Genomic DNA, 12380 nt, shown 5'->3' on the forward strand with positions numbered 1-12380 from the left:
CCGAATCCGCCAGGGAAAGGCCCGTCATGTCCTCCACGCCCCTCTTCGACGCGATCGCCCGCCGCAGTGCGCAGTCCGGCGCTGCCGCGTCTGCCCCGACCGCCGCGTCCGCCCGGACCGCCGCGTCCGCCCGGACCGCCGCGTCCGCCCGGACCGCCGCGCCCACCACGATCGCTCCGTCGGCCTCGACCGCGCCGTCGGCCTCGGCCACGCCGGCAGTCCGTCTCGACGCACCGGCCGGTCTGACCGTGCCCAGTGTCGACGTGGCCGCGGTCCGCGGTCCCGCGACCTCCGTCCCGGCCTCGCCGCTCGCCGTCGTCCCCGCGGACCTGGTCGAGATGATCGACGGGATCCCCGCGAGCCTCCGCGCCTCCCTCGCCCGTGAGCACGTCGTCTGCCAGGAGCAGCTGCCCCTGGTCGAAGCGGTCGTCGACGCCGTGACCCGCGCGGTCGTCGACGCCGTCGCGATCGAGGTCGAGCGGATCGTCGCCAGCGGCGTCGTCCGCGGCTGAGCCGGCGACGTGTCGTCGTCCATCCCGGTGCAGTACGGGTCCCGTCGGGCCCGTCGCACCGCAGAGGCCCTCCCGGGCACCCGTCGATCGCACACCGGTCGATCGGACGCCCACCGACCGCACGCCGGCCGACCGGATGCCAGCCGGCCGCAGGCCCACCGATCCGATGCCAGCCGACCGCAGGCCCACCGATCGGGCGCCCGTCGTTCCAGCCTCCGTCCACCGCGACGGTCGGCGGGGAGCGCCGCGCACCGGCCGACGAGCCGGCCGCACCGCCGGTTCCGGCCCGGGGTCGCGCTGACGGTCTCACTCGTCCGGGCGTCGATCGTCGCCGCGGCGCACGACGTCCGACAGCACTGCTGGGCCCGTCGTGGCCTCGCACTGACGTCGATCGCCCTCGCGGCCTGCCTGGTCGTCACCGACACCGCGCCTCGGTCGGCGATCGCCGCCCCGGTCGAGGCCCTCGCCCCGGGCCCGCCGAACCAGGACTTCCGGGTGCACGGGACCGCCCCGGACACCACGGCCCGCGCGGACTTCACCGTGGTCGGACGGACCACTGACGGGGTGCTGCTCGCCCGGGCGCCCGGGTCGACCGTCGCCGCTGCCCGTCCGGTCGCGGGCACGATCCCCTCGGCCGGCAACTTCGGTGGTCGGAACGTCGCCGGGTGCGCCGCGTGTTCGACGAGTCACCAGGGCACGGACTTCGCCGCCGCGAGCGGGACACCCGTCGTCGCCGTGATGTCCGGCACCGTCGAGTCCGCCGGGGTGTTCGGCGGCTACGGCAACCAGGTGCTGCTCCGGCACCCGGACGGCACCGAGACGCGCTACGGCCACCTCTCGGTCATCGGCGTCCGACCCGGTCAGACGGTCGGGGTCGGGGAACGCATCGGCGCGGTCGGCAGCACCGGGGTCTCGACCGGCCCGCACCTGCACTTCGAGGTGATCCTGGGTGGCCGTCCGGTCGACCCCGAACCGTGGCTGGCCGCGCGGGGTCTCCTGCACTGACGGGCGTTCTCCGCCGTCCCTCCACAGGTGGTCCGCTGCTGCGTCGGCGTCCCGGGAAGCCGCGTAGCGTCGACGTCGTCGTGGCAGGGAGTCACGCGGTGAGGAGACCACGGTGCGCGTGTCGGTGTTGGGAACCGGAGCGATGGGAGCAGGCGTCGCACAGTCGCTGCTCCGAGCGGGGCACGACGTCACGGTGTGGAACCGCACCGCGGACCGCGCCCGGCCGCTCGGCGAGCACGGTGCGACGATCGTCACCGACGCTGCCGAGGCGGTGTCCGGGGCGCAGGTCGTCCTGCTGACCCTGTTCGACACCGACGCGGTGGTCGACGTCCTCGAGCACGCCGCGGGCGACGCTCCGGAGGACGCCGTCTGGGTGCAGGCATCGACGATCGGGGTCGCCGGCACCGAGACCGTCGTCCAGCTCGCCGCGAAGTACGGCATCACCCTGGTCGAAGCGATGATGCTCGGCACCAAGGCCCCGGCCGAGCAGGGCAAGCTCACGATGCTCGTCGCCGGTGCGGACGAGCCGGTGTCGCTCGTCGGCCCGGTGCTGGACGCGGTCAGCGCGAAGGTCGTCCGGGCGGGCGACCAGGTCGGGCAGGGCACGGCGCTCAAGCTCGCCGCCAACGCGTGGATCGCGTCGATCACCGCTGCGACCGGGCAGTCGCTCGCCATCGCCCGCGCGCTCGGACTCGACCCGCAGCTGTTCCTCGACGCGATCGACGGCTCGGCCAGTGATTCGGCCTACGCGCACACCAAGGGTGCGGCGATGATCGCGGGGGAGTACCCGGCGCAGTTCGCACTCGACGGCCTCCGCAAGGACATCGGCCTCATCACGGATGCGGCACGGGGCGCGGACGTCGACACGACGCTGCTCGACGCCCTCGGACGCGTCTACGCCGAAGCCAGCGCGGCCGGACACGGCGGCGACGACATCGCGGCGGTCGGCACCGCGTTCTGACCGGCGCCGGTGCGGACCGGAGACGGTCCGCACCGGCGACGACGAGTTCGGGGAGACGACAGGTCGGGGGAGACGACGGGGTCGGAGATCCGTCCGGTCCGGGGCCGGGTCAGGCGCGGCGGAACAGATCGCGCAGCCGCCGGGCGAACCGGCTGACCGACTCGTCGTTCAGCGTGTTCGCGAGGTCGAAGGCCTCCCGCGTCGGATCCGCTCCGTCACGGATGCGCCGGAGCGCGGCATCGGCCCGGGCGCGGGCGTCGAGCTCGGCCGCGGGCATGTCGTCCTCGGGCTCGCGCATCGTCTCAGCGTACGCCGGGGTCCTCGGCGGCCGGCCTGACGGAGAGTTCGCGCTCCGGCTCAGTCCTCGTCGAGGTCGGTGTCGTCGACCGCGCCGGCCATCTGCTGCAGGAACGCCACGACGACGGCCATGTCCTCGGGCGGCAGGTGCTGGGCTACCTCGACGGCCCGGGAGTCCAGGTCACCGATGACGGCCAGGGCCCGACGCATCGACTTGCCGGTCGCGGTGAGGATGACGCCGCGTCGGTCGCCCGGGTCCGCGTGCCGCTCGACGTGGCCGGAGCGGACGAGCCGGTCGACGAGCGCCGAGGTCGACGCTGCGGTGATGCCGAGGCGCTCCGCGAGTTCCTTCGAATTGACGGTCCGGCCGGAGGTCTCGGCGTCGACGAGCACCCGCAGGGCCATCAACGCGTTCTCACCGATCCCGAGTTCCTCACGCACGCGACGCTGGGCAGAACTCTCGGCAGTGCGGTACCGACGCAGGGCGTTCAACACGTCCACTGCGTCGACCCGGGAGTCCTCGCCGTACCAGAACCCCGGGGCTGCTGTCGTCACCTCGGAAGTCATACGGACAATGCTAGACGCTCTAGTTAGTTTGTCTAGCGAGCGTGATGACTTGCACGCTCAGCGTCCAGGGTGCGGCCAGGCGGCGTCCCCCGAACGGCCACAGGACTGACTTCCGCTCATCGTCGCGGACCGCCGCAACACCGGTGACGCGGCTCGGAAACACCCCGGCAACGAGCCCTCAGTAGGTTCGCCGCATGCAGGAGTCGCCGTGCTGAACCGACTCGCCAGGAGCGTCCACAGTGTCGGGGGCGCGGTCGAGCGGACGGACGTCGTCGCGCGCCTGCTCGACGTGCACCTGGCACGGCGGGACCCCTCGGCGGACGACCCGGGTCTCGGCCGTGACCTCCGGACCGTGGTCGGGGCGGCGGTGCTGCCGGATGCCGACCTCAGTCCGTCGGCGACCCTCGACGCCCTGGCCCTCGACCGCCACGAACCGGCATCGATCGCCGCGGCCGTCGCCGTCGCACGGGACGACGCCCGTCGGGCACGGGACGTCGTGTCCACCGAACTCTGGGACTGCCTCAACACGACGCGCTCCCGGCTGCCGCGGAAGATCGTCGGCGAGAAGGCGCACGAGTTCCTCGGCTGGGTCCGCGAGCGCAGCGCCCTGGCCGTCGGCGTGGTCGACGGGGACGTCAGCCGCGACGAGGTGTGGGAGTTCTTCACACTCGGCCGTTCCCTGGCCCGCTTGACCGTGACCGCACGGATGCTCGCCTCGGACCTGCTCGACCCGGGCTCGGTGACGTCGTGGGCGACCGCGCTCCGTGCCTGCGGGGCGGGGGAGGCGTTCCACCGGGAGTTCCGACACGGCAGCACCTCGGCGGACGCGGCCGCGTTCCTCCTGCTCGACGAGCACAGTCCCCGATCGCTGCTGTTCCTGGCCCGTCGCAGTGAGGGGTGTCTCGACGACCTGGTCGGCGTGCACCTGGCGGACGAGGTCCGGGCGTTCGGCGCGGCCCGGGCCGAGCTCGAGACGGTGACGCCGGAGACCGCCGTCGACGCTGCCCGGACGGCGGGCTCCCGGCTCGCCGCGGCCGCGGAGGCGATCACTGCCGCCCTGGACCGCCGGGTGTTCACCGCACCGGAGCCCGCGCACTGACACGGGCCGCGTGCGACACGGGCCCGCGCACGGGCACGGGCCGCGGGATCTAGACCGGACTCGACCGTTCCACCACGGCCTCGTCGTGCTGCAGGTCCCGCCGGACGGCTGCCCGAGCGGCCCGGGAGCCCGGTGCCGGCACGACGACGGGCAGTGATCGGGTCACCGCCAGGTGCAGGCGGTTGTCCGCGTCGTAGCGCAGCCGGACGTGCTGGAACCGGACGAGCCAGACGAGCGCGATCGCCAGCGCGACGAAGCCCGACAGCGCGCCGACCCCGATCGCCCACCGCGGACCCCAGGCATCGGCGACCGCGCCGACGATCGGGGCACCGAGCGGGGTGCCGCCGGCGAAGACCGCCATGTAGAGGGCCATCACCCGGCCGCGCATCGCCGGCTCGGTGGTGGTCTGCACGAGGGCGTTCGCCGTGGTCATGAAGGTCAGCGACGCGAGCCCGAGGAAGGCGAGCAGGATCGCGAACGTCCAGTACGTCGGCGCGAAGGCCGCGGCGGTGCAGGCGAGTCCGAACCCGCCCGCCGCGATGGTCAGCGTGCGCATCCGGGGGACCTCGCGCCGCGCCGACAGCAGGGCGCCGAGCACCGATCCGACCGCCATCACCGAGTTGAGCAGGCCGAACTCGCCGGCGCCGCGGTGGAACTCCACACGCGCCATCGTCGAGGTGAAGATCGCGAAGTTCACGCCGAAGGTCCCGACGACGAAGATCATGCAGAGCACCACGATGATGTCCGGTCTGGTGCGGACGTACCGGAAGCCCGCGATGAGCTGCCCCTTGCCGCGTGGGGCCCGTGCCCGGTCGGCGAGCTGCGCCGGGTCGACGAACCGCAGCGCGATGAGGACGGCCAGGAACGACCCGGCGTTGATGACGAACACCCACCCGGAGCCGATCGCCGCGATGAGCACACCGGCGACGGCGGGGCCGATGAGCCGGGCCGCGTTGAACGACGCCGAGTTCAGTGCGACGGCGTTCGAGACCTGCTCGCCGGTGACGACGTCGGACACGAAGGCCTGGCGCACCGGGGTGTCGAACGCGGCGACGACCCCGAGTGCGAGCGCGAACCCGTAGAGGGACCAGAGCGTCGCGGTGTCGGTGAGCACCATGACGGCGAGCCCGAGGCCGAGCAGCCCCATCAGCCCCTGCGTCAGCATGAGCATCCGGCGTCGGTCGAAGCGGTCGGCGACCAGCCCGGTCCAGGGGAGCAGGACCAGCTGGGGCCCGAACTGCAGCGCCATGGTGACCCCGACGGCGACGGCGTCGTCATGGGTCAGCTGGGTGAGGACGAGCCAGTCCTGGGCGGTGCGCTGCATCCACGTGCCGATGTTCGACACGAGGGCACCGGCGAACCAGATGCGGTAGTTGCGTCCCGAGAGGGACCGGAACATGGCACTCACTGGGCGGCGAGCCTCCGGAGGATGTCGGTGGCGGCGGTGAGGGTCTTCCGCTCCGCCGGGCTGAGCGCCGCGAGGCGCGGGGTGAGCCATCCGTCACGACGCTGCCGGGTCTCGGTGACCAGGTCGTCGCCCTCGGCGGTCGGGCAGAGCAGGACCTTACGGCGGTCGTCGCCGTGGCCGTCCTTCGTGAGCAGGCCGCGGTCGAGGAGGGCCGTGACGGTCTTGGTCATCGACGGTGGGGTGACGCCCTCGCGGCGGCTGAGGTCGGCGAGGCTCATCGCGCCTTCGCGGTGCAGCAGGGCGAGGGCGGAGAACTGGGCGTCGCTGACGGTCGTGTCGGCCTTCTGTGCGCGCAGGGTCCGGGACAGCCGGTTCACGGCGATCCGGACGTCGCTGGCGAGCGAGGGGTCCGGCGAGGGGCGACGACGCGCGGCGGTGGGGAGCGGGTCGGTGACGGTCACGAGTCGTTAGCCTAGCTCATTAGTTCAGCGAACGAACCGGTTCAGCCCGATCGTGCAGCGAACCGTCCACAGGCCGCCCGACGAACCCCCGGCCGACGGGCGTAGAGTGGGAGCCTGGGCAACAGGTGTTGCCCAATCGACACGGGCCGGAAGGCACGGGAGGAGCAGGACAGATGAACGGGTTCGAGGGCAAGGTCGCCATCGTCACCGGTGGTGGCAGCGGCATCGGTGAGTCGATCGCGAAGGAGCTCGCGGCAGCGGGAGCCTCCGTCGTCGTCACGGACATCAAGCAGGAGGCCGCCGAGCGCGTCGTCGCCGAGATCGAGCAGGCCGGTGGCACCGCGGCCGCCGTCTCCGCGAACTCGTCGATCGCCGCGGACAACGAGCGTGCCGTCCAGTTCGCCGTCGACACCTACGGCGCCCTGCACCTGGCCGTCAACAACGCCGGCATCGGCGCGGCACCCCAGCCGATCGGCGAGTACGACGTCGCAGCCTGGGACCGCGTCCGCGCCGTCGACCTCGACGGCGTCTTCTACGGCCTGCGCTACGAGATCCCGGCGATCCTCGCGGCCGGTGGCGGCGCGATCGTCAACATGTCGTCGGTCCTCGGTTCGGTCGGCCTCGCCAACAACGCCGCCTACGTCGCGTCGAAGCACGCCCTCGTCGGCCTGACCAAGGTCGCCGCGCTCGAGTACACGGCGAAGGGCGTCCGCACGAACGCCGTCGGCCCGGGCTTCATCGACACCCCGCTGGTCCGCTCGTCGCTGAGCGGCGACGAACTCGCCGGCCTCGAGGCGCAGCACGCCGCCGGACGCCTCGGCACCGACGCCGAGGTCGCCGCGCTCGTCCTGTTCCTGCTCAGCGACCAGGCGTCGTTCATCAGCGGCAGCTACCACCTGGTCGACGGCGGGTACTCCGCGCACTGACCGGGAACCCGCGCGACGCGGGTCCGGACGGGAGGCCCGGCGGACGTGAGCAGACCCGCTCACGTCCGCCGGGCCTCCCGTCCGTCAGCCGACCGTCTGCGTCAGCTGGCCGCCCGCGTCAGCCCGCCGCCCGCGTCAGGATCGCGTCGTGCGGGAGGAGCGCGTGCACACCCCAGGTGCGGTTCGCGACCTGGGTGACCCGCATGCTGACGGCGACGCTCGCCATGCCGAGCGCCTCGCCGCGCGTGAGGCCGTACGTGCCGGCGATCCAGTCGACCATCCGGTCGAGCGCCGTCGTCGTCGCCGCGTTGAGGTCGGCGTCGAACCCGAACGTGATGCGTCCCGCCGGGGTGTCGGCGTGGATGCCGTCGACCGGGGCCTCGTCGAGCAGGGTCAGCGTCATGGTGGTCGTCATGCCGCACTCGACGGCGGTGCCGGAGACCTCGCCGTCGCCCTGGGCCGCGTGACCGTCACCGACCGAGAGCAGCGCCTCCGGGACGGTGACCGGCAGGTACAGGGTGGCCCCGGCGACGAGCTCGCGGCAGTCGATGTTGCCGCCGCCGAGCGGCCGCGGGGGGATCGTCGAGTGCTCACCCATCGCCTGAGGCGGCAGTCCGACCAAGCCCAGGAACGGAGCGGTCCGCACACCGAGCCCGAGCTGGTTGTGCGCCGTGCCCGCGGTCGGGTCGACGTCCCAGAGCAGCGGGCCCCGCGTGGACGGGTCGGCCAGACCGAGGGCACGGTTCAGCGGGGTGTCCACGCCGCCCGAGCCGGTGTAGCCCCAGTCGTCCGGCACCAGCTCGTCGAACCGGACCGCGAGCACCTGCCCGGGCCGGGCGCCGGTGACGGCGATCGGCCCGAGCAGGCAGTGGCCGCGGCGGGAGGCGATGAGCGTCGGTGCCTCGGCTCCCGGCTCCGACAGCCGTTCGGTGTACCCGGCGGCGCTGAGGGTGTGGACCGTGACGGTGTCGCCCGGTTCGACGGTCAGCACCGGCGCTCGCTCGGCCGTCAGGACGTCGACGGCGGTGTCGGAGGTGGTCTCGATGCGGTGGTGGGTCACCGGCCGATCATCCCAGGCGCGGCTCCCGGCGGGTGGAGCCGGACGCCGGACGCGGCGCCGGACGCCGGCGTCAGTGGAACTGGGGGATCGTCATCCAGATGCCGTAGAGGACCGCCGCGATGCACAGCGCGAAGCAGACGCCCGCGCCCAGGTACGCGACCGGCGGCGTCGTGCCGGACCGCTGCGTCTCCTCGGAGTACTGCGTCTTCTCGCCCGCGGCATCAGCGGGCTGACCGGTGCCGAGCAGCCGCAGCCCCAGCGTGTAGAGCAGCACCACGCCGACGGCGGCGACGAAGCCGACCCCCGCGACGGTGCCGATGGCGGTGAAGTCGATGTCCATCGGTGTCCCTCTCAGTTCCCGGCGGCCACGGGCTCGCGCTCCGCGGTGCCCTCGTGGACGTCGTCCGCGCTGATCGGCTTGCGCCGGGCGAGGACGTAGAAGGTGAGTCCGCCGGCGAGTGCCAGCAGTGCCACGACGACCAGGCCGATCGACGAGGTCGAGGCCAGCCACGTCGCGAGTCCGCCGACGACCGCGGCCGACGGCAGCGTGATGACCCACGCGATGACGATCTTGCCGACGACGCCCCAGTGGACGTCCGCCAGCTTCTTGCCGAGGCCCGACCCGATGACCGACCCGCTCGTCACGTGCGTGGTCGACAGCGCGAAGCCCAGGTGCGAGGAGACCAGGATCGTCGCGGCCGAGCTGGTCTCCGCCGCGAAGCCCTGGGGCGACTGCACGTCCGAGATCTTCTTGCCGACGGTCTGCATGATGCGCCAGCCGCCCATGTAGGTGCCCAGGGCGATCGCGAGACCGCAGGCCAGGATCACCCAGAGCTCCGGACCGGTACCGGCGCCCTGGTAGCCCGCGGCGATCAGGGTCAGCGTGATGACACCCATCGTCTTCTGCGCGTCGTTCGTGCCGTGCGCCAGGGACACCAGCGACGCGGAGATCGTCTGCCCGTGCCGGAAGCCCGTCGCGGCACCGTGCGTGGTTGCGTTCTTGGTCAGTCGGTAGGCGAAGTACGTCGCGACGAGGGCGATCACGCCCGCGATGACGGGGGAGAGCAGCGCCGGCAGCACGACCTTCGACACCACCGTGGTCCAGTCGACCGAGTTCAGCCCGGCCCCGATGATCGACGCCCCGATCAGGCCGCCGAACAGCGCGTGCGTGGACGACGACGGCAGCCCGAAGTACCAGGTCGCCAGGTTCCAGAGCACCGCCCCGACCAGTCCCGCGAAGATCATCGTCGGCGAGATGTGGATGCCGTCCTGACCCTCGCGGATGATCCCCTGCGAGACGGTCTTCGCCACCTCGGTGGACAGGAACGCACCGACCAGGTTGAGCACGGCGGAGATGATGACGGCGGTGCGGGGCTTGAGTGCACCCGTGGCCACCGAGGTGGCCATGGCGTTCGCGGTGTCGTGGAACCCGTTCGTGAAGTCGAACACGAGGGCCACCACGATCACCAACACGACTGTGACGAGGACGTCCATGCGCGAGACGCTATGCCCCGGGGAGGCGACCCCGGGTGAACGCCGGGTGAACAGGTCCGGGGTCTGCCAGGATGCTGCCGTGCCCACGTTCTCCGCCGCCCGCGGCGACTCCTCGTTCGTCGACGCCCACGGTGTCGAGATCGTCTACTCGACCTGGCGTGCCGGCAAGCCGCGGGGCGTCGTGCAGATCGCACACGGGGTCGGGGAGCACGGCCTCCGGTACGAGCCGCTCGCGCAGGACCTGGTCCGCGCCGGGTGGACCGTCCACGTCAACGACCACCGCGGGCACGGCCGCACCGGCCTTGCGCAGTGGGACGGCGACCACACCAAGCTCGGTCGCCTGGGTCCGGGCGGGCTCCGGGCCGCGATCGCCGCCGTCGAACAGATGACCGCGGTCGCGAAGGCCGACGACCCTGGCCTGCCCGTCGTGCTGCTCGGCCACTCGTGGGGCTCCCTGATGGCGCAGCGGATCGTGAACACCTCGTCCGAGCAGTACGCCGGCGTGGTCCTGTCGGGCAGTGCGCTCCGTGTCCCGGGGCTGATGAACGGCGGTGACCTCAACCGGCGGCACGCGGCCTCCGGTCCGACGAAGCACGAGTGGCTCACCCGTGACCGCGCCGTCATCGAGGCGATCGGGCTCGACCCGCTGGTCGTCGAGGCGGACGTCATCGGCCTGTTCGGGCTGCCCGACACCCTGCGGTTGCTCGGTCTGCCGCGCCGACGGATCCCGAACGACCTGCCGGTGCTGCTGCAGGTCGGCTCGGACGACTCCCTCGGCGGGCCCCGCTCGGTCGAGCTGCTCGCCCGCGCGTACCGGCGGCGTGGGCGGCTCTCCGACGTCACCGTGCAGGTCTACGACGGGGCGCGGCACGAGGTCTACAAGGAGACGAACCGGGACGAGGTGGTCGCCGACCTCGTCGCGTGGCTCGACCGGGCCGTCCCGCGGCACTGAGCACGGTCGCGGACGGCGGACGGGAGGCACGTGTCGGGCCCGCCACGGGCCTCCCGGAATAGGGTGGCGGCATGCACGGTGAGTACAAGGTCCCCGGAGGCAAGCTGGTCGTCGTCGACCTGGAGGTCGTCGACGGCAAGATCGACCAGTTCCGCCTGGCCGGTGACTTCTTCCTCGAGCCCGACGACGCGCTGCCGCTGATCGACCAGGCCGTCGACGGCCTGCGCGCCGACACCGACGCGGCCGGCATCGCCGCCGCCGTCCGGCACGCACTGCCCGAGGACGCCGTCCTGCTCGGCTTCACGCCCGAGTCCGTCGGGGTCGCGGTCCGCCGCGCGCTGTCGCGGGCCTCGTCGTGGCGGGACTACGAGTGGCAGGTGATTCACGAGGGGCCGATCAGCCCGAACGAGCACCTGGCGCTCGACCAGGTCCTCACCGAAGAGGTCGGGGCCGGACGCCGCGGGCCGACCCTGCGGATCTGGGAGTGGGACCAGCCGGCCGTCGTGATCGGGTCGTTCCAGTCGCTGAAGAACGAGGTCGACCCGGCCGGTGCCGAGAAGTACGGCGTGCAGGTCGTCCGCCGCATCTCCGGCGGCGGCGCGATGTTCATGGACGCCGGCGCGATCATCTCGTACTCGCTGTACGTGCCGACCGAACTCGTGCAGGGCATGACGTTCGCCGACTCGTACGCGTACCTGGACGAGTGGGTGATCGAGGCGCTGAAGTCCCTCGGCATCGATGCGTACTACCAGCCGCTCAACGACATCACCTCGACCAAGGGCAAGATCGGCGGCGCCGCGCAGAAGCGCCTGGGCACCGGGTCGCTGCTGCACCACGCCACCATGAGCTACGACATGGACGGCGAGAAGATGGTCGAGGTCCTCCGGATCGGCCGCGAGAAGATGAGCGACAAGGGGACGACGAGCGCTGCGAAGCGGGTCGACCCGCTGCGGTCGCAGACCGGGCTGAGCCGGGCGGAGATCATCGACCGGCTCGTCGGCACGTTCACGAGGCTGTACGGCGCGACCGAGGGGCACGTGACGGACGCCGAGCGGCAGAAGGCGCAGGAGCTCGTCGACACGAAGTTCGCGACGCGGGAGTGGCTCGAGCGGGTGCCCTGAGCGCTGGGCCGCGGGTGCCTGCGCCCGCCGAGTTTCGCGCTGGGCGACAGGGCTCGGGCGCGAGGAGGCGCGCGGTGTCGCTGGGCGCGAATCTCGGTGCGGGCAGTGCGGTGCCGTCCGTGCGGATCACGAGGATCAGCCGCGCGGCGGATGTCCTCCGCCGGACGGCCACGTAACGTCGCTGCCGTGAACTGGTTGATCTTCCTGGGGGCGGTGGCCGCTGCGGTCGTCGTGATGTGGATCGCCGACCGCGTGGGCTGGATCGACCTGTCGAACAAGTCCACACGCGGGGGCGGATCCGGTGGCGTCGTGTCGATGATGGACGAGGTGTTCGCGCCGACCCGACACGAGACGCAGGCCGAGTACGAGCGGCAGTCGCGCCTCCCGCGAGAGGCTCCGACGCCGTCACGCGACGACCACGACCTGCTCAGCGGCACCGTGCTCATCCGGGTGCCGTCGGCGCGGGCCGGCAGCGGCGCGCACCGGGCCGGCACGCACGACCGCTCGTACTGAGGCG

At 72.5% G+C, this 12380-nt stretch carries 15 protein-coding genes; 8 read left to right on the forward strand and 7 right to left on the reverse strand.

Annotated features, from left to right (window positions below; genetic code table 11):
- The first annotated feature begins 26 nt into the window (after positions 1-26).
- From QL987_RS10755 to QL987_RS10765, 3 genes are all read left to right on the forward strand, one after another.
- Complete coding sequence (locus tag QL987_RS10755) at positions 27-512, forward strand: hypothetical protein (RefSeq protein ID WP_290157652.1); 486 nt, start codon at positions 27-29, stop codon at positions 510-512.
- A gap of 9 nt (positions 513-521) precedes the next feature.
- On the forward strand, positions 522-1517 hold the full coding sequence (locus QL987_RS10760) for a M23 family metallopeptidase (RefSeq protein WP_290157654.1): 996 nt from the start codon (positions 522-524) through the stop codon (positions 1515-1517).
- A 118-nt stretch (positions 1518-1635) separates the two neighbouring features.
- Positions 1636-2478, forward strand: coding sequence for an NAD(P)-dependent oxidoreductase (locus QL987_RS10765; RefSeq protein WP_290157655.1), 843 nt, complete (start codon positions 1636-1638; stop codon positions 2476-2478).
- 109 nt (positions 2479-2587) lie between these two features.
- Here QL987_RS10765 and QL987_RS10770 read toward each other — a convergent pair whose 3' ends face one another.
- Positions 2588-2776: a hypothetical protein gene (locus tag QL987_RS10770; protein WP_253467369.1), complete on the reverse strand. Its 189-nt coding sequence runs from the start codon at positions 2774-2776 to the stop codon at positions 2588-2590.
- Positions 2777-2835: 59 nt separating this feature from the next.
- A complete protein-coding gene (locus QL987_RS10775) occupies positions 2836-3342 on the reverse strand; it encodes a MarR family transcriptional regulator (protein WP_290157657.1) in 507 nt (168 codons plus the stop codon).
- 208 nt (positions 3343-3550) lie between these two features.
- Between QL987_RS10775 and QL987_RS10780 the strand changes: the two genes are divergently transcribed.
- Positions 3551-4441, forward strand: coding sequence for an alpha-E domain-containing protein (locus QL987_RS10780; protein ID WP_290157659.1), 891 nt, complete (start codon positions 3551-3553; stop codon positions 4439-4441).
- A 49-nt stretch (positions 4442-4490) separates the two neighbouring features.
- On the opposite strand, the gene QL987_RS10785 is transcribed toward QL987_RS10780, so the two are convergent.
- Positions 4491-5840 carry an MFS transporter gene (locus QL987_RS10785; RefSeq protein ID WP_290157661.1) on the reverse strand — a complete coding sequence of 450 codons (1350 nt, stop codon included), beginning with the start codon at positions 5838-5840 and terminating at the stop codon, positions 4491-4493.
- Positions 5841-5845: 5 nt separating this feature from the next.
- The gene (locus QL987_RS10790) at positions 5846-6310 is read right to left on the reverse strand and encodes a MarR family transcriptional regulator (RefSeq protein WP_290157662.1); all 465 of its coding nucleotides are present in this window, start codon (positions 6308-6310) and stop codon (positions 5846-5848) included.
- 173 nt (positions 6311-6483) lie between these two features.
- On the opposite strand from QL987_RS10790, the gene QL987_RS10795 reads away from it, so the two are divergent.
- Positions 6484-7236, forward strand: a complete 753-nt coding sequence (locus QL987_RS10795; protein WP_111074947.1) for a glucose 1-dehydrogenase — start codon at positions 6484-6486, stop codon at positions 7234-7236.
- A gap of 118 nt (positions 7237-7354) precedes the next feature.
- Here QL987_RS10795 and QL987_RS10800 read toward each other — a convergent pair whose 3' ends face one another.
- The 3 genes from QL987_RS10800 to QL987_RS10810 all read right to left on the reverse strand — a co-directional run bounded on the left by QL987_RS10800 (position 7355) and on the right by QL987_RS10810 (position 9790).
- Positions 7355-8296, reverse strand: a complete 942-nt coding sequence (locus tag QL987_RS10800; RefSeq protein ID WP_290157664.1) for an acetamidase/formamidase family protein — start codon at positions 8294-8296, stop codon at positions 7355-7357.
- A 70-nt stretch (positions 8297-8366) separates the two neighbouring features.
- Complete coding sequence (locus tag QL987_RS10805) at positions 8367-8636, reverse strand: hypothetical protein (protein ID WP_290157665.1); 270 nt, start codon at positions 8634-8636, stop codon at positions 8367-8369.
- Positions 8637-8647: 11 nt separating this feature from the next.
- Positions 8648-9790, reverse strand: a complete 1143-nt coding sequence (locus QL987_RS10810) for an inorganic phosphate transporter (protein WP_290157667.1) — start codon at positions 9788-9790, stop codon at positions 8648-8650.
- A gap of 79 nt (positions 9791-9869) precedes the next feature.
- Here QL987_RS10810 and QL987_RS10815 point away from each other — a divergent pair, with 79 nt between their 5' ends.
- The 3 genes from QL987_RS10815 (at position 9870) to QL987_RS10825 (ending at position 12376) form a co-directional block, all read left to right on the forward strand.
- The gene (locus QL987_RS10815; RefSeq protein ID WP_290157668.1) at positions 9870-10742 is read left to right on the forward strand and encodes an alpha/beta hydrolase; all 873 of its coding nucleotides are present in this window, start codon (positions 9870-9872) and stop codon (positions 10740-10742) included.
- 71 nt (positions 10743-10813) lie between these two features.
- Positions 10814-11863 carry a biotin/lipoate A/B protein ligase family protein gene (locus tag QL987_RS10820; RefSeq protein WP_253467392.1) on the forward strand — a complete coding sequence of 350 codons (1050 nt, stop codon included), beginning with the start codon at positions 10814-10816 and terminating at the stop codon, positions 11861-11863.
- A 186-nt stretch (positions 11864-12049) separates the two neighbouring features.
- On the forward strand, positions 12050-12376 hold the full coding sequence (locus QL987_RS10825; RefSeq protein ID WP_290157670.1) for a hypothetical protein: 327 nt from the start codon (positions 12050-12052) through the stop codon (positions 12374-12376).
- The last annotated feature ends 4 nt before the right edge of the window (positions 12377-12380 follow it).

Source organism: Curtobacterium sp. APC 4022 (assembly GCF_030407555.1).
In the GTDB taxonomy this organism is placed as follows: Bacteria; Actinomycetota; Actinomycetes; order Actinomycetales; family Microbacteriaceae; genus Curtobacterium.

Coding starts and splice junctions, on each gene's coding strand:
- QL987_RS10810 (WP_290157667.1), bottom strand. CDS start 9,790: ATGGACGTCCTCGTCACAGTCGTGTTGGTGATCGTGGTGGCCCTCGTG.
- QL987_RS10775 (WP_290157657.1), bottom strand. CDS start 3,342: ATGACTTCCGAGGTGACGACAGCAGCCCCGGGGTTCTGGTACGGCGAG.
- QL987_RS10770 (WP_253467369.1), bottom strand. CDS start 2,776: ATGCGCGAGCCCGAGGACGACATGCCCGCGGCCGAGCTCGACGCCCGC.
- QL987_RS10820 (WP_253467392.1), top strand. CDS start 10,814: ATGCACGGTGAGTACAAGGTCCCCGGAGGCAAGCTGGTCGTCGTCGAC.
- QL987_RS10755 (WP_290157652.1), top strand. CDS start 27: ATGTCCTCCACGCCCCTCTTCGACGCGATCGCCCGCCGCAGTGCGCAG.
- QL987_RS10795 (WP_111074947.1), top strand. CDS start 6,484: ATGAACGGGTTCGAGGGCAAGGTCGCCATCGTCACCGGTGGTGGCAGC.
- QL987_RS10785 (WP_290157661.1), bottom strand. CDS start 5,840: ATGTTCCGGTCCCTCTCGGGACGCAACTACCGCATCTGGTTCGCCGGT.
- QL987_RS10805 (WP_290157665.1), bottom strand. CDS start 8,636: ATGGACATCGACTTCACCGCCATCGGCACCGTCGCGGGGGTCGGCTTC.